14 protein-coding genes are annotated in these 16380 nt (G+C 65.5%); 9 read left to right on the plus strand and 5 right to left on the minus strand.

The genetic code is table 11. The features are described from left to right. Positions 1-98 precede the first annotated feature (98 nt). Both MKAN_RS03380 and MKAN_RS03385 read left to right on the plus strand, forming a co-directional pair. Positions 99-668, plus strand: a complete 570-nt coding sequence (locus tag MKAN_RS03380; RefSeq protein WP_023365138.1) for an ester cyclase — start codon at positions 99-101, stop codon at positions 666-668. Positions 669-716: 48 nt separating this feature from the next. Beyond that, complete coding sequence (locus MKAN_RS03385; protein WP_023365140.1) at positions 717-1229, plus strand: hypothetical protein; 513 nt, start codon at positions 717-719, stop codon at positions 1227-1229. Here the strand turns inward: MKAN_RS03385 and MKAN_RS03390 are convergent. Beyond that, positions 1223-2053 (minus strand): DUF5995 family protein, encoded by an 831-nt coding sequence (locus MKAN_RS03390; protein ID WP_023365142.1) that lies wholly within the window; start codon positions 2051-2053, stop codon positions 1223-1225. The two genes, MKAN_RS03385 and MKAN_RS03390, sit on opposite strands and share 7 nt — an antisense overlap. A gap of 46 nt (positions 2054-2099) precedes the next feature. Between MKAN_RS03390 and MKAN_RS03395 the strand changes: the two genes are divergently transcribed. Next, the gene (locus MKAN_RS03395) at positions 2100-3518 is read left to right on the plus strand and encodes an ABC1 kinase family protein (RefSeq protein WP_023365144.1); all 1419 of its coding nucleotides are present in this window, start codon (positions 2100-2102) and stop codon (positions 3516-3518) included. 286 nt (positions 3519-3804) lie between these two features. On the opposite strand, the gene MKAN_RS03400 is transcribed toward MKAN_RS03395, so the two are convergent. Both MKAN_RS03400 and MKAN_RS03405 read right to left on the minus strand, forming a co-directional pair. After that, a complete protein-coding gene (locus MKAN_RS03400; protein WP_036393341.1) occupies positions 3805-4938 on the minus strand; it encodes a sulfotransferase family protein in 1134 nt (377 codons plus the stop codon). Further along, a complete protein-coding gene (locus MKAN_RS03405; protein WP_023365148.1) occupies positions 4935-6362 on the minus strand; it encodes a cytochrome P450 in 1428 nt (475 codons plus the stop codon). Before MKAN_RS03405 ends, MKAN_RS03400 begins: the two co-directional genes overlap by 4 nt. Before the next feature lie 304 nt (positions 6363-6666). Here MKAN_RS03405 and MKAN_RS03410 point away from each other — a divergent pair, with 304 nt between their 5' ends. Together MKAN_RS03410 and MKAN_RS03415 are read left to right on the plus strand one after the other, a co-directional pair. Next, on the plus strand, positions 6667-7056 hold the full coding sequence (locus MKAN_RS03410) for a YidH family protein (protein ID WP_023365150.1): 390 nt from the start codon (positions 6667-6669) through the stop codon (positions 7054-7056). Then, entirely contained in the window at positions 7053-7385 is a 333-nt protein-coding gene (locus MKAN_RS03415; RefSeq protein ID WP_023365152.1) for a DUF202 domain-containing protein, read from the plus strand. The genes MKAN_RS03410 and MKAN_RS03415 overlap by 4 nt, the downstream gene beginning before the upstream one ends. Here the strand turns inward: MKAN_RS03415 and MKAN_RS03420 are convergent. Together MKAN_RS03420 and MKAN_RS03425 are read right to left on the minus strand one after the other, a co-directional pair. Beyond that, the gene (locus tag MKAN_RS03420) at positions 7351-8106 is read right to left on the minus strand and encodes a potassium channel family protein (protein ID WP_023365154.1); all 756 of its coding nucleotides are present in this window, start codon (positions 8104-8106) and stop codon (positions 7351-7353) included. The two genes, MKAN_RS03415 and MKAN_RS03420, sit on opposite strands and share 35 nt — an antisense overlap. A gap of 126 nt (positions 8107-8232) precedes the next feature. Next, positions 8233-8934 (minus strand): haloacid dehalogenase type II, encoded by a 702-nt coding sequence (locus MKAN_RS03425; protein WP_023365156.1) that lies wholly within the window; start codon positions 8932-8934, stop codon positions 8233-8235. A gap of 384 nt (positions 8935-9318) precedes the next feature. On the opposite strand from MKAN_RS03425, the gene MKAN_RS03430 reads away from it, so the two are divergent. The 4 genes from MKAN_RS03430 to MKAN_RS03445 all read left to right on the plus strand — a co-directional run bounded on the left by MKAN_RS03430 (position 9319) and on the right by MKAN_RS03445 (position 16361). Beyond that, positions 9319-12357 carry an ATP-binding protein gene (locus tag MKAN_RS03430; protein ID WP_023365158.1) on the plus strand — a complete coding sequence of 1013 codons (3039 nt, stop codon included), beginning with the start codon at positions 9319-9321 and terminating at the stop codon, positions 12355-12357. A gap of 241 nt (positions 12358-12598) precedes the next feature. Further along, positions 12599-14491 (plus strand): serine/threonine-protein kinase PknD, encoded by a 1893-nt coding sequence (locus MKAN_RS03435; RefSeq protein ID WP_036393336.1) that lies wholly within the window; start codon positions 12599-12601, stop codon positions 14489-14491. Positions 14492-14787: 296 nt separating this feature from the next. Next, positions 14788-15102, plus strand: coding sequence for a PE family protein (locus MKAN_RS03440; protein WP_036393333.1), 315 nt, complete (start codon positions 14788-14790; stop codon positions 15100-15102). After that, positions 15099-16361 (plus strand): PPE family protein, encoded by a 1263-nt coding sequence (locus MKAN_RS03445; RefSeq protein ID WP_023365164.1) that lies wholly within the window; start codon positions 15099-15101, stop codon positions 16359-16361. The genes MKAN_RS03440 and MKAN_RS03445 overlap by 4 nt, the downstream gene beginning before the upstream one ends. The last annotated feature ends 19 nt before the right edge of the window (positions 16362-16380 follow it).

The following is a 16380-nucleotide window of genomic DNA, read 5'->3' on the forward strand; positions in this document are numbered from 1 at the left end:
TGTGCCGTGAAAACCTCTCGGAGGGTGGGCGACCCGCTGGCGCGGCGCCGGTGGATGCCACCACCCGATGGCGCCGGCTGCAGCGTTTACCCTCAAGCATGGCCAGTCCCGCATTCCCCGCCGCCGACGTGCTGGCTGCCCGGCAGAAGCTGGTGCTCGACCACTTCCATGACGAGGTCCGCCACGACTGGGACGCCGTGCTGTCGACGTTCCCGCATCCCCATTACGAGCTGATCCCACAAATGACCGTCCACGACGGCAACCAGGCGGTGCGTGGCTACTACACCTACACCCGGACGGCGTTCCCCGACCAGGACCATGAACTCATCGCGTTGCGCCACAGCGCCGATGCGGTGGTCGTCGAATTCTGGCTGATGGGGACCCACCGGGGCTACCTCGGCAAGATCCCGCCCACCGGCAGCCGGTTCCGGGTCCGGATGACCGCGTACTTCATCTTCGACGACGCCGAAACGCTTGTCTGCGAACGTATTTACTTCGACACGCTGACGATGATCAAACAGTTGGTCGGCGGCCTGGGCCTGAAGAAACCGGCGAATTGGCTATTGGCCGCACGCTGCCTGCGTGGCCTGCTGACGATGTCGTCGCAGCAACCCGACCCCGCATTGACCGACACCGCGCCGCCGGCCTTCGCCGAAGCCGGGACCTAGGCGGGTACGCTTTCGCACCGAGGTCCCGATACTGAGAGTCCCGCTGCGATGAACCAAAGAATCCGTCATACGGTGTGCGGCCTGTCGGCGGCCGCGCTGTTGGCGGGCTGTGCCATCAACGGCGTCAAAGCCGGTCCCAGCCCGGCCGGCGGTACGCCGCCAGCGGCGACCGCGCTCGGTACTACATCACCCACCTCGCCGCGACCACGCACCGAGAAATGGATCGCCCTGCAGGTCGGCGAGTGCGTGGCCGACCTGCCTCCGGCCGACCTCAGCCGGATCACCGTCACCGTGGTCGATTGTGCGACACCGCATGTGGCCGAGGTCTATCTGCGTGCGCCGGTTGCGGTGGACAACGCCATCAGCGCCGTCGCAAACCGAGAATGTGCCGCCGGGATCGGGTCTTACACCGGGCAATCCGTCGACAGCGGCGCATATTCGGTGACCTATCTGATCGACTCCAACCAAGACAGAACCGGGGCCAATCCCACTCCCAGCACCGTCATCTGCCTACTGCAAGCACCAAACGGTCAGCTTCTCACCGGATCCGCACGTCACTGACGCGCTCTCGATGCGGCCTGGTCGAGGACACGTATGTTGTGGGCCGTGTCGCGGCTTTCTTCCCGCGCAATCGCCTCGACCCATTCCGACAACGGCGGTGGCGGGTTCAGGTGGCGTCTGATCCACCAGGCAAAAATCGTATCGTGGTCATCAATGACTTTGGAGCGGTTGCTCTCCGGCTCGGCCAGCAGCTGTTGCGCGAATGTCCATGCCATGTCCCGAGATTGCCGCAGTTCTGCAGTGAGTAGGCCGATGTCGTCGCCGGTCAACTGCCTGCGGTAGCGGGCAAAGCCCGGCGAAATCTGTTCCGTGGCGTCGGCTATGACGTTGGCCTGGCTCACCAGAATGGCATTGACCGCGTCGAAGTCGTTGCGCAGCGACTCCAACGAATCACCGGCGGTTTCGGCGGCGGTAATGCCCAGATCGAAGGTGTCGTGCGCGTTCATCGCGGTGAGCATGTGCTGCAACACGATTGGCTCATCGCTATCGTTTGTCTCGAAGGCGGCTTGCCACACCTGCGACGGATTGCCAGTGCCGCCGCCGAAATAGCGGTGCAGGGCATCGAAATACCGCCGCGCGAACGTCAAACCAAACCGGGTTGTACGGGGTCCGTCCTTGAACACTCCCCGATGAACGGCATCACCGATCGCGATAGTCGACCGCTTGTACATGACAGCGAAATATCCGGCCGGGTTGGCCGTGTCAACGGACCAGTCGATGATCGACTGCAGCGCGCTGACGATGTCGTCCAGACTGTCGATGCGCGGTAGCGGGGGCGGCATGCCGTTTAGTATCCAACGCCAGGCGACCACGGGTAGCATCATCAGGCGGTTTCACGCGTCCAATCGCAGCGGCCGCGGGAGGGTCACTATGGCAAACAGTGACAACCCGGTCCCGCAGGGGCGGATCCGGCGGACCATGCCGTTGGCCGGTTTCGCGGCCCGGGCCGCCGGCGGGCGCATGGTGGCGGGACTGCGCGAGAAGACCGGCGACACCGGCGCCGTCGCCCGCTTCCACGAACGCACCGCCGCAAGGTACTCGGAGCTACTGGGCCGCTCCAAGGGCGTGCTGATGAAAGCCGGACAGATTCTGTCCGTGATGGACACGAGTTGGGTTGGTAACGGCCAGTTCTCCGGTTACCAGGCCGCGTTGGCGCACCTGCAGGCCGATGCCCCGCCGATGGATCCGGCCCTGGCTCGCGAGGTGCTGCAGGCCGATCTTGGCCGGCCGGCCGAGGAGGTCTTCGCCGAGTTCGCCGACGAGCCGATGGCTGCTGCCTCCATCGGGCAGGTGCACCGGGCAGTGCTGCCCGATGGTCGACGAGTGGCGGTCAAAATCCAGTACCCGGGCGCGGCCGAAGCCATCCGCGACGATCTGGCCAACACCGAATTGCTCGCAAGCTTCTTGCGGCTGGTGTCCACGACATTGGGCAACGTGATTCAGACCGATGTCAAGCGGGCCGCACGCGAGGTCGCCGCTCGCATCGGCGAGGAAATCGACTACCGCCACGAAGCGGCCAACATCGCCGCGTTCGCCGGGCTGTACCGTGACCACCCGTTCATCCGGATCCCGGATGTCGTTGCCGAAGCATCAGGTGATCGGGTGTTGACGATGACCTATCTGGACGGAATGGATTGGGCTGCAGCCCAAGATGCGGAACAGGAGCTCAAGAACTGCTGGGCCGAGGCCATCTTGCGGTTTGCCACCGGTTCGGCCCGCCACGCGAATCTGTTTCACGCCGATCCGCACCCCGGTAACTACCGGTTCGGCTCCGACGGGCGGGTCGGCTTTCTCGACTTCGGCTGTGTGAAGGTCGTTCCCGAGCCGTTTCGCCACAAATACATGCATACGGTCCGGGCCGCCCTGGACGGACGAGCTCACCAGCTGCGCGAGTTCATGGTGGACGCCGGCTTTCTGACTGCCGATTCCGGCCTGAGCGCTGCCCAGGTGTACCAATGGTGGGCCGAGATCCTTCAGGAGGCCCTGGGCCCGCAGCCGGTCACCTTTACCAGGGACACCTCGCGGCGAGCGCTACGGGCACTGGTCCCACTGTCACCAGACCACCCGGTTCGCCGGATGTCGCTGCCCGATGACCTGGTCTTCATGTCGCGAATCAGCCTCAACGTCAACGCAATATGCGCCATGCTCGGGGCCAGCGTGCACGCCCGCTCGATCGCCGATGACCTCGACGGCGTCGCGGACCCGATCACACCGCTGGGCAAGCAGCATCGCGCCTGGGTAAGCGGGCGCGGTCTGCCGTTCGGGTTGGACCGCCACGACCATCCCTAAAGGCTGACCCGCCCGTCGTTGCCCGGGCGCTTGACGCACGAGTCCGCATCCAGGGCGTCCAGTCTGCGCCCAGAGTGCTGTTGACTGCACGATTCGGGTGCCATCACGTACCGCTCACCCACCCACATACCGCGCGCGTTGCCGCCTCCTCGTCCACCTGGTTCCCGCGCCGTTACGCGCCTCATCTGCCGGGCGGTGGGTCTGCGCATCGTGGTTCTCGATGCGCATCCCAGGCCACCGGCGGTTCGAGCACGGACGGGTCCAGATCGCCCGATCTGGTCAGCCGTCAGCCGTGGGCGGCCGACGTGTCGGTTTGCCGGTACCCGTAACGGTCGATGACTTCGCCCCAGTGTTGTGTGACGGTCGCCCGTTGTTCGGCCGTCAATTGGTAGGTGTTGGTTTCGTAGTCCGCCCGCTCGGCGAAATACCGGCGCAGCCGCGGCCGCAGCCGCTCGAAGTCGCCCAGTCCCAGGTGCTCGTATAGTCGGCACAGCTGACCTTCGGGATCGGCGATCAGGTCCTCATAGCGCAATTCGTAAAAGCGCGACGGGGCAACAAGTTTGCGTCCTTCCTCCAGTTTCCGGTACAGGTCGACGTAGGTGGACAGCACTTTGTCGTCCAGCCCCGCGAACGTCGGACGCTGCAGGGCGTGTATCCGGGTGAACGCTTTGTGAAGGTGAATGGTCGACGGGTAAACGACATACGGGTCTCGGACGATGTGGATGAACTTCGCTTGCGGAAAAACGTCCAGCAGCACTTTGATCCGGAAACTGTGGATGGGGTTTTTCAGGATCACCGTCTTGCGCCGGCGGAAGTACAGCTGCTGGACGAACCGGAACAGGGTTCGTTTCCACGCTTCCAGCTCTCGCGGCGTCAATTGCTCCAAGTCCACATACCGTTCGTGCGCCAGCGGCCGGTTGGGGAAGGCGATGGCCAGGTACGGCGACGGCAGTCCCTGCACGCACCAGATGAATTCGTCTTCCTGGGGGTGCTGCAAGCTCAACTCCATGTTGTCCATGGGCCGATGCGTGGGCACCAGGAAGCCCACCCAGCGCGCGAACCACTCGGTCAACAGGAAATGCTGCGGCGCAAGGCATTCGTAGCCGGTAGGCGCGGTGTGGTGATCGTCGAGGATCAGCAGTTCGTGCAGCAACGTGGTGCCGGTACGCCAGTGCCCGACGATGAACACCGGCGGATCGGCGACCACCGTTTCGGCCACGCGCCTGCCGAGCGTGGCCTGCTGGCAAACTCCCAGAACAGAATTCACGACGCTGAGAAACGTGTAGAGGACCGCGAAGTGCCAGCGGCTCCAGTGCACGGCGAAGCGGTTATGGATCAGCAGGCGCGTCCAGGCGGAGAAATTGCAGCCGATCCACAGCGGCGCCGCCCACTCATGCCACCATGAGCGGGGCGTCTTCATCGAGATGCGCGGGGTGTCACGGCAACCCGGAGCCGAGTCGGGCCGCGAAGGTTGGCGTTCGTCGTCCATGCCGGGGGCTCAACCACGTCTATCCGGTCGATGTTGGTGACGATCTCGCGTAGCACGGCGTGGCCCTCCATCCGCGCCAGCTGGGTTCCGGGACACAGGTGGATGCCGGAGCCGAACGCAAGATGACCGGTCGGGTTGCGGTCGGCACGAAAGACGTCCGGGTCGTCGTACTGGCGCGGGTCGCGATTCGCAGCGCCCCACGCCAGCAGCACCAGCGAGCCTGCCGGGATGACCGCCCCGCCGACGGGATAGTCGACTCGCGTTGTGCGGCAGATGTTCTGGATCGGAGACACGAAACGAAGTTGCTCCTCGATCGCCGAAGGTATCAAATCGGGTCGGCGCGCCAGGAGGCTGAGCTGATCGGGAAACTCGGTCAGCGTGAGAAACAACGTGCTGATCATATGCGCGGTGCTCTCATAGCCGGCAACCAGCAACAACACCGCGAAAAAGAAGAGTTCGTCATCGCTGAGGCGACCGTGCTCGGCATGCGCGGCGAGCCTGCCGAAGACGGTGTGCTCGCCCAGTAGCCCAGTGGCGCGCCGCTGCGTGAAGAGCGCCCGCAATCGCCGAAAACCGGTGAAGCCCTGTGCAAGCGAAACCAGCCCGGAAGCCGACAGGTTGACGTCGGTGATCCGAGCCGCCTGGTTGGACAAGCGGCAGAACATGCCCTCGTCGGGTCCCGGCACGCCCAGAACAGCGGTGATGGTGCGCATCGGCAGCGGTGCGGCCACGGTGGCGACGACGTCCGCGGGCGTCCGGGTCAGTAGTTCGGCGACCAACTCGTGGGCCAGTCGGTCGATCATCGGACGCCATGACTCCACCGCCCCGCGCGCCATACTCGGTGCCAGCTGCTTGCGCAACCGGGTGTGTGTCGGCGGGTCAGAGGTGGGCAGGAAGGGCAGGCACCCGCGGGAAAAGGTGACTCCGCCGGCGCTGGACAACGCGTGGTGGTTGCGCGCAGCTTCACGGACGTCGGTGTAACGACTCACGATGTAGACGTCGCGTTTGGGGTTGTATTGGACCCGCTCGCCCGCCAGCAGCTCCCGGTAATGCGGGTAGGGGTCGGCGGCTGTCACCGGATCGAACGGATCGAAATCGGTGAACTGCACCTGCTTTTGGGAACGCTTGACGTCCAGCCGCGACCGGACCTTGCCGGCGGCCCTGAGCGCGAGTCGCATCGCAACCTCCGGGCCATAGGTCCCGACCACCCGCGCGTCGCGCCACAGCGCGTTCCGCTGGAGATCAAACCAACCGGATGAAGACCGAGTCGAGCCGTACGCGGTCGGCCCGCGGCCGGGTAGGCCACGCGCCATCGGGCATCCAGCGCGCGGCATCGCCACCTCGGAACTGGTCATGACCCTCCGATACCGGCCTACACAGGCCCAAGCAGCTCCGGAACATTGACAGAGTAGCGGCGGGCCAGGCGGTGGGTGGCCAGTTCGGCAAACCGACACGAAGCCGAAACTGCTGGTCAGGTGCTTAGGCCGACTAAATGCGAGCCGAAGACATTTCGGCGCAGACGTCACGCCGATCGGACCGGGCGACCACCGGATCGGAGTCGTTTGTCAGCAGAGCGTTTCACCGCGCCACCGCCCGGGTCCTGGCTACACTCGGTCGACGTCGAGCGCCTGTCCCCCGACTTTCTCTGGGAGTTGCCCCGTGGCCGATCACCACACGCCCGCCGGCGCGCAGGGCGCTGACAGCCCAGCCGAGACCGAGCCCGACTACCGGTTCACCCTGGCCAACGAGCGGACGTTCCTGGCTTGGCAGCGCACCGCCTTGGGACTGCTCGCCGCGGCGGTCGCGCTGGTGCAACTCGTCCCGGAGCTGGTGATCCCCGGCGCCCGCCGGATGTTGGGTGTGGCGCTCGCGGCACTGGCAATCCTCACCAGCGGCATGGGCCTGCTGCGCTGGCGGCAGGCTGACCGAGCCATGCGCCGCGGCCTGCCGTTGCCCCGTCACCCCACGCCCGCATACCTTGCCGTGGGTCTGGCCCTGGTTGGGATCGTCGCGCTCGGTTTGGTGATCGTCCAGGCGGTCCGGGGTTGAGCCGGCCGGCAGCGCCGGGCGGGACATCGGATCGCGGGCTGCAGGCGGAACGGACGACGCTGGCCTGGACCCGGACGTCGTTCGCATTGCTGGTCAACGGGGTGTTGCTGACGCTCAAGAATCTGCACGGCCACGACGGAGCGGCGGCGTTGATCCCGGCCGGCCTGGCCGCCCTTGCGGCCTCGTGCGGCTACGCGATCGCCTGGCAGCGGCAGCGAACGCTGAGCCGCCCGAGGCAGACCCGAATCACTGCCCGCCGCCAGGTTTACATCGTCGGTACGGCGGTGCTGGTGCTCATGGTCGTGACCGCGGCTGCCCAACTGCTGTAGCGGCTTGATCGCGGCGCAATTGTTCGGTCAATATCCGGATCTCGGCGCGAAGCTCCTCGATCTGCGCGGCCGTAGCGGCACGATTCTCCGAATCGGTCTCGGCCACCCGCTGCACTATCCACGACGCAACCGATGCGGTCACCACGCCGATCAGACTGATGCCGCCGATCATCAGCGACACGGCGATTACCCGGCCGGTAACGGTAACCGGGTATAGGTTGCCGTAGCTTACGGTCGTCACCGTCGTGGTCGCCCACCACAAGGCCTTCCCGAAGGAGTTGATGGTGGCACCCGGGTGGCCGCGTTCCTGGTCGAGGATGGCCAGCGATGTGACGTAGACCAACAGCGAGATACCCGAGACCGTATAGATGAGGATTCGCCCGCGAACGGCATTGCCCACGGCCTTCTGCAACGCGCCGACGAGCACCACCAACCGCAGCAACCGTAGCGGCCGCATCATGGGCAACGCCACGATGAGCAGGTCGAAGATGTGCTGGACGAACCATTGCCGGCGATCGGGTGCGAGCGCCAACCTAATGAGGTAATCGACGACGAAGACGCTCCAGGCGACCCAGCTCGCGGCCCACAGAATACGCGCCTCGTCGCCGTGCGGCTGGTAGAGCACTTCCACCGAGTAGATGGCCAGGAATGCGACAGCCACCACGGCAAGTGGCCATTCGGTGCGCTGCTGCCAAAGCTCAACTTTCGATGGCTCGGTCATTTCGGCTGGGCCTCCGAGTGGGGTATCGGTCCAAAACTTCTGCTCGCTATAACGTAGCGCGCCGTGAATGCAGCAACGGATCGGCCCAATTCCATTGCCGTGGCGCTTCTTTCGATGATAGGACAGTTAGCAGCCGAGCTGATCGGCAAGATCGAGGAAATCGGCGGCGTTGATGTCGAACTCGTCTTCGTAAGCCACATCGGCGTCACCGCCGGGACCGAATTCCAGCGGGCGAGCGACAAAAGCGGTGCGGAACCCGAGTTCGGCCGCGGCACGGATGTCGTACTTGTGACTTGCCACCATCATGATCTCGGCGGGTTCGAGTCCCAGGTAGGTTGCGGCCATGTGGTAGACGGCCGGATCGGGTTTGAACGCCCCCACCATCTCCGCGGCGAAGATCGCATCCCACGGCAAACCCGCCCGTTTGGAAATGTTGATCACCGCACTGACGTCGGCGTTCGACAGGGTGGCTAGCGTGTAGTCCCGTTTCAGCCGGGTCAGTCCGGCCACCGTGTCGGGCCACGGCCTCAGGCGCTGCCAGGCCAGGGTGAGTTCGTCGCGCTCGGCGGCGGAGAAATCGGTGATTCCGGATTCGTCGAGGACCGTGTCGAGGGAGCGTCGATACACCGAGGACACCGAGATCCACTTGCCATGCTCGCTCGGTGCGGCCTTCAACGTGGTGAAGTAACCGGCACGCCACCGAGTGACTACCTCGGCCCAGTCGACGCCGGGGTGTCGGCCGGCGCTGATCCGCTGAGCTTCCTCACAGACGGTCGAATGGAAATCCGTCGCCGTCCCTTGCACGTCGAAAATGATCGCTTTCACCATGGGTTCATCATGCAGCCTGGCCGCAAACCACAGGCCGGCGGACCGCCAATCACGGCGCGTTACCGCAGCGTCGCAGGGGTGCTTTGACGAGCTATGCGAATTTCGATATTTGGCCTGATGACGGCGGCAAGTGTCGCGCCGGCCGGTGCCGCCGCGACAATGTCTCGAGCCCAGGCCTGCGACTTTGAATCACGGTCAGGAAATATCTTTCCTTCTCACGCAGGTGGCTCGCGACCCCGGGTATCGCCGAGGACACGTCCGCCCCACTGCCGCCGCTCGCACACCAGCGCTTGCGGTCACTACTGCGCGAGTTCTTCGCCGTCGGCCCCCGGGCGCTGGATACCATGAGCCAACACGCGGGGATCCGCCGCTGACCTGGGATGAATGGGCGTGAGCAAGTTGCTGCCGACCGGAACGGTGACGCTGCTGCTGGCTGATGTCGAGGGCTCGACGCGGCTGTGGGAAACCCAGCCCGAGACGATGACCGCCGCGCTGGCCCAGCTCAACCGCACCGTCGACGAGGCCATCGCCGCGCACGACGGGGTACGCCCGCTGGAACAGGGCGAGGGTGACAGTTTTGTGGCCGCCTTCGCCCGCGCCAGCGACGCGCTGGCCTGCGCGTTGGAGTTGCAGCGAGCGCCGCTGGCCCCGATAAGGCTGCGCATCGGGATCCACACCGGCGAGATTCAGTTGCGCGACGAGGCCAACTACGCCGGGCCGACGATCAACCGCACCGCGCGGCTGCGCGATCTCGCGCATGGTGGCCAAACCGTGCTGTCCGGGGCCACCGAGCCGCTGGTGGTCGATCATCTCCCCGACGGGGTGTGGCTGGCCGATCTGGGCAACCACCCATTGCGGGATCTGCCACGCCCGGAACGCGTCGTCCAGCTGTGCCATCCCGACTTGCGCAACGACTTCCCGCCGCTTCGCATCCGCAATGCTGGTGCGTCACATAATCTTCCAGCTCAGTTGACGACTTTCGTCGGGCGCCAGGCCGAAATGGCGGAGTTGCGCCGGCTGTTGACCGGCGAGCGGCTGGTGACGTTGACCGGGGCCGGGGGTGCCGGCAAGACCCGCCTTGCGGTACAGGTCGGCTCCCAACTCACTACCGAGTTTCCCGAAGGGCTCTGGTACGTGGACCTGGCTCCCATCACCATCCCTGAGGTTGCACCGGTGACCGTCGCACGCACGTTGGGTCTGCCCGATCAACCGGGACGCTCCACCATGGACTTGCTGGTCCGATTCCTCGGCGAGCGCAAAGCCCTGCTGCTGCTTGACAATTGCGAGCATCTGCTCGACGGGTGCGGGACCATGGTGGTCGCGCTGCTGGCGGGGTGCCCGCGATTGACCATCCTGGCCACCAGCCGGGAGCCGCTGGGGGTGCCCGGCGAGCTGAGCTGGTGGGTGCCGTCGCTGTCGGTGACCGGCGAGGCGGTCGAGTTGTTCACCGACCGCGCCCGCCACGCTCGCCCCGAGTTCGGTGTCGACGACGAAAATATCGCGCTGGTCGAAGAGATCTGCCGACGCCTGGACGGCATGCCGCTGGCGATCGAGCTTGCTGCGGCGCGTATTCGGGCGCTGTCGTTGCGGCAGATCGTGGACGGCCTGCATGACCGGTTCCGATTGCTCACCGGGGGTGCGCGCACCGCGCTGCCCCGCCAGCAGACACTGCGGGCCTCGGTGGATTGGTCGCATGCGCTGTTGACCGAACCCGAGCGGGTGCTGTTCCGCCGGCTCGCGGTGTTCGCCGGTGGATTTGATCTCGACGCCGCCCAAGCCGTCGGCGCCGGCACCGCAGTCGAAAGCTACCAGCTTCTTGACCAACTGGGCCTGTTGGTCGACAAGTCTCTGGTCGTTGCCGACGACACCGGCGACGGGATGCGATACCGGTTGCTGGAAACCGTGCGCCAGTACGCGCTGGAAAAGCTCGACGAGTCCGGTGAGACCGACGAGGTGCGCACCCGGCACCGCGACTACTACACGGGTATGGCCACCGACGCGGAGGCGCAGGGTCACTGGGCCGATGAGCGGCTGCTGCATTGGGCACAAACCGAAATCGACAATCTGCGAGCGGCATTCACTCGGAGCCGGGAGAGCGGGGACTTCGATACCGCCCTGCAACTCATTTTGTCGTTGCGGCCCTTGTGGTTACGGGGCGGACGCGTTCAGGAAGCGCTGGCCGGGCTATCGGCCATTTTGGTCGACGAGGATCACTCGGCAATAGCACCGGCGGTGTGGGCGGGAGCGGTGGCCCAGTACTGCATCCTCGCCAGCTGGGTCGGAATACCGGCGGAGCTGGGCCAAGCGCAGGAGGCGCTGGCGGTGGCGCGCGACCTCGGCGACCCCGCACTAATTGCCCGCGCCCTGATCGCCTGCGGAATGCTTGCCCTCTACGACCCCGAGCTGTCCCAGCCCTACTTCGACGAGGCGATCGATCTGGTCCGCGCAATCGGTGATCGGCGAAGCCTGTGCCAAATCTTCAGCTATCAGGCGACCGCGGCGGTCATGCGCGGCGAACCCGTCCCGGCGATCGCGGCCGCCGAACAGGGACGTGAGCTCGCCGACGCGCTGGGCGACCGGTTCTTCTCGCGGAACTGCCGGGCGTGGCTGAGCACCGCGTTGATGATTCAAGGGAACCTCGACCACGCGGCCAAGGTAGCTCGTTCGGTGACCGAGGAGGCCGAGGCGGTCGGTGACCTCACCATGGCGGTCTTCAGTTACGTGAGCCTCAGCGAGGTGCTCGGATTCCACGGCCAGGCTGACGCTGCACACGCGGCAGCGCAGTCCGCGCTGCAGGCAGCAACCACGATGGGCGGTTACTTCGCCGACGCGGTGTACTCGGTGTTTGCCAATGCTGCCCTGGCGCGCGGCGACGCCGCGGCGGCCAGGAAAGCAGCCGAGACGGCCCTACAGCAGACCAATCCGCTCCGCGAGGTGTTCACCAGGAGCGTCGCGCCGTTGCCCGAGGCCTGGTTGGCGTGCGGCGACCCGAGCGCTGCTCGGCGTTTCGCCGACGAGATGCTCGCCGTGGTGCCCGGTTGGTATCGCATGATGGCGCTACTGGCGCGGGCGTTTATCGCAATGGCGCAGGACGAGCCGGAGCTGGCCGCACGCGATGCCCACGATGCCCTGACCGTCGCTGCCCGCACCAAGGGATACCTGCGAGTGGACGACACGCTGGAATGCCTTGCCCGCCTTGCTATCAACGACAACAACCATGCGTACGCGGTGCGTCTGCTGGGCGCGGCGGAGGCGATCCGGCGCCGCATGGGCCACCCCCGCTTCCCGATGTATCAAGCCGGGTACGACGCTGCCGTCACCGCTGTCCGAGAGGCGTTGGGGCAGAGCGATTTCGATGCCTTCTGGGCGGAGGGTGCTCGACTGTCCACCGAGGAGGCTGTCGGGTATGCGCAACGCGGTTAGCGGGGCCCGGTGCGCGAGCAGACACAGAGTCGCACGCGCGGGGTCCGCGCAGTGCGACTCTGTGTCTGCTCGCCGGGCCCCGCTGTGCGACGGCCTCCCGCGCAGCGGACCGGTAGTTTCGTAGTGGCTGGTCCACAATGCGAGTGCGGATCGGTAGCGCCGCGGCGCATCGAAATGCCTCCAACTGTTGCCGGTGCCGCGTATGGTCTGGCCAGTTGCTGGCGGTTGCTGGGAGGGCTCGTTGGAGGGAACTTCGTTCGGACGGTACCGCCTGGTCGAGTTGCTGGGCCGCGGCGGCATGGGCGAGGTGTGGCGGGCCTATGACACCGTCACCGACCGAGTCGTCGCGGTCAAGATCCTGCCCGCCGAGATTTCCGACGACCAGGTGTTCCAGCAGCGGTTCCGTCGCGAAGCTCATGCCGCCGCACGACTGAGTAACCCACATCTCATCCCGATCCACACCTACGGTGAGATCAACGGGCGGCTGTTCGTGGACATGCGGTTAATCGAGGGCCGCGACCTACAGTCGGTGCTCAGCCGCGGGCCGCTGCCGCCGATGCGAGCGGTGCGCATCATCGAGCAGGTTGCGAAGGCGCTACACGCCGCGCACCGGGATGGTCTGTTGCACCGGGACGTCAAGCCGTCAAACATTTTGCTCGACGCCGACGACTTCGCCTATCTGATCGATTTCGGAATCGCGCGCGCGGCGGGCGAACTGGGCTTGACAACAGTCGGCGATGTGATCGGAACCTGCCACTATATGGCCCCGGAACGGCTCAGCATGGGACAGGTCGACGCCCGCTCGGATATCTACTCGTTGGCCTGCGTGCTCTACGAGTGCTTGACCGCGCAACACCCATTCCCCGGTGACATCGAGGAACAGATCACCAGCCACCTCGAGACTCCACCGCCACGGCCGTCGAGCATCAATCCCGGGCTGCCGGTGAAGTTGGACATGGTCATCGCCAAAGGCATGGCCAAGAATCCCCGCGACCGCTACGAGACCGCAGTCGAATTGGCGCGGGCCGCCCACGATGCCCTGACCACGCCTGCGCCGCAGCCTCGCGTTCGGCCAAAGCCGCCGATCCCCTACCCCGGCGATGCCCACGCCCACCCTGACACTCGCGGTCAACCGCAGATTGCACCACGGTCGCCACCGCAGCATGTCGCGGCCCCGCCGACGATGCCGCGACGGCTGGCAGAGGCGCTCTCAGTCCCTGCGCAACAACCCGCCGCGGCACCGCCAGCCAAGATGACACGGCCGTCGCGGCCCTGGTGGCGCCGCAAGGCGGTCGTTATCACGGCCGCTGCCCTGCTCACCGTGGCTGTGACCGTTGCGGCCATGGTCACGGTCAGCACGCTGAGTCCGGAACGCACCGAGTTTCAGCAGGTGGTGCTGCCTTTCACCGGACTACGGGACCCGCAGGGCCTGTCGGTCGACAGTGGGGGCACGGTCTATGTCGGTGACACCCTGCACAATCGGATACTGGCTTTGTTCGCGGGCTCGACCACGCCGGTCGTACTACCTTTCGACGGCCTCAGCTATCCGACCGGTGTGACAGCCGACAACAGCGGCACCGTCTATGTCAACGACGCCGGCAACAGGCGGGTCGTGGTACTTCCCGCCGGCTCGAAAACCCAAGTCACCCTGCCGTTTACCGACCTGAGCAATCCGACCGGGTTGTCGGTGGACAGCAGCCGCACCGTCTACGTCACCGACACGGCGAAGAATCGAGTGGTCGGACTTTACGCCGGTTCGAACACACAGTTCGAACTACCCTTCACCGGCCTTAGCGATCCGACCGGTTTGGTGGTGGACAGCAGCGGAACGGTGATCGTGGCCGACGGCGGCAACAATCGGGTGCTGGCGTTGCCGGCCGGCGCGCAAACTCAAGTCACGCTGCCCTTCACCGGACTCAAGCAACCCGGCGGCGTCACCGTGGACAGCGAGGGCGCGGTCTACGTCACCAACAAGGGCAACGGCCGAATACTCAAACTCCCGCCAGGCTCGTCGACGCAAGTCGAGCTGCACTTCACCGGCCTCGACAATCCCTGGGGTTTGGCGGTCGACAACATGGGCACTGTCTACGTCGGCGGCCGCAATGACCAGATTGTGGCGCTTCGGCAGAAGTAGGCAGCGCAGGTGGACCGCGCCGGATCGGCAGGAGCTGCCCTGAAGCGCGAACCGACAGAACCACGCGGCTGCGTTTGATGATGATTGTCCGCAGCGCCTGGGTGCGACGCTGCATGGCACGTAGAGCGACGCCGCAGCAGTCGGGTAACGAACCGAAACCGGAGGGTTGACAGCACAGTTGACGTATGCAACTGTGTCCAATACGTTTGTATTTAATCCAATACAGACGTATCACTGCGGAGTGCCCAACCAAGGGCAGTTTCGCAGCCGGACATCCATCGGAAGGGGTTGTGGCGGTGACGTTGTGGGTGGTTCCTGAAGGGTTGGCGGGCGCGGCCGCCGCGGTCGAGGCGCTCAGCGCGCGACTGGCGGCCGCGCATGCCGCTGCCGCGCCGATGATTTCGGCGGTGGTGGCACCGGCGGCCGATCCGGTGTCGTTGAGCACCGCGGCGGGCTTCAGCGCTGGCGGTATCGAGCATGTGGGCGTGGCCACCGAGGCCGTCGAAGAGCTGACCCGCTCCGGAGCCGGCCTGGGTACCGCCGGAATCAGCTACGCCGCCGGCGATAGCGCAGCAGCGCTGACCTACGGCCTGGCAGGTGCCGAGGCATGACCGCACCCCTCTGGATGGCCTCCCCACCGGAGGTGCACTCCGCGCTGCTCAGCGCCGGCCCCGGGCCCGCCCCGCTGATCGCAGCCGCCGCACAATGGTCCTCGCTTAGCGCCGAATACGCCGCCGTCGCCGAAGAACTCACCACCGTGCTGGCCGGAATGGAAGCTGTCGCCTGGCACGGCCTGAGCGCCGAGATCTGCACAGCAGCCTACGCACCGTATCTGGCGTGGTTGACCCAAGCCAGCGCCGACAGCGCCGCCACCGCCACCGTCCACCAGAGCGCCGCAACCGCCTACCTCAGCGCCCTGGCCGCCATGCCGACCCTGGGCGAGCTGGCCGCCAACCACGCCACCCACGCGGTCTTGCTGGCCACCAACTTCTTCGGCATCAACACCATCCCCATCGCCCTCAACGAAGCCGACTACCTGCGCATGTGGATCCAAGCCGCCACCACCATGAGCGCCTACGAAGCAATCACCACCACCGCACTGGCCACCACCCCCCACACCACCCCCGCACCCGTCATCATCAAACCCGGCAGCACCATCGCCGCCACCGCCGCCCAAACCACCCTCACCCCCTTCCCCTTGTGGGAGATCCTCGAATATATTGGAAAGGCCATCCTGTACGAGGGGATCTACATTGTCGCCTTTTGGGGTCTTCTTCTCACTATCTGGGTGGTGCCATTTCTCTTTGTCGCCGCTGCTATAGCATTTTTTGCGGGTAATGCCACTGTTGCGGAATACCTCTTTGGCGCAGGCCTGTTCTGGCTGATCGCAATTCCGGTGTTTGGGATCACAGCTGTGCTGTTGCCGTTTGTTGCTCCATTACATGTGATAGGGATCGTGATCGACTGGATTATCGGCAACTTCGCTCTGATTGGTCCGTCTTTGTCGCCCGCGGCCGCTGCGGCATTGGCGTCGCCAAGTTCTGCTGCTGCTTCGAGTGCAGCCGCTCCTTTGATGGGTATGGCTGCCGGCGCTCCGTTGGCGGCCACTCAAGTCGCTGCAGTGGAGCCCGTAGCCGGTACGCCGGCGTTGGCGTCGCAGCCGCAGCTGGTATCGGCGGGGCCTCAGGGAGCTGGGACCTTGGGGTTTGCCGGCACGGTTGAACAGGGTGCTGTGCAGCCTGGCGGGTTGGCCACCGTACGAGGTGTCGAGTTCGGTGACGGCGCGCAGGTGCCGATGTTGCCCGCCACTTGGCATCCGGATCTGGTTGGTACAGCGGCTGATAGCGGATCAGGCTTGATCGCTGTGTGATGTATTGCGGCCGAAATGT

Origin of the sequence: Mycobacterium kansasii ATCC 12478, assembly GCF_000157895.3 — a bacterium.
GTDB classification, from domain to species: domain Bacteria; phylum Actinomycetota; class Actinomycetes; order Mycobacteriales; family Mycobacteriaceae; genus Mycobacterium; species Mycobacterium kansasii.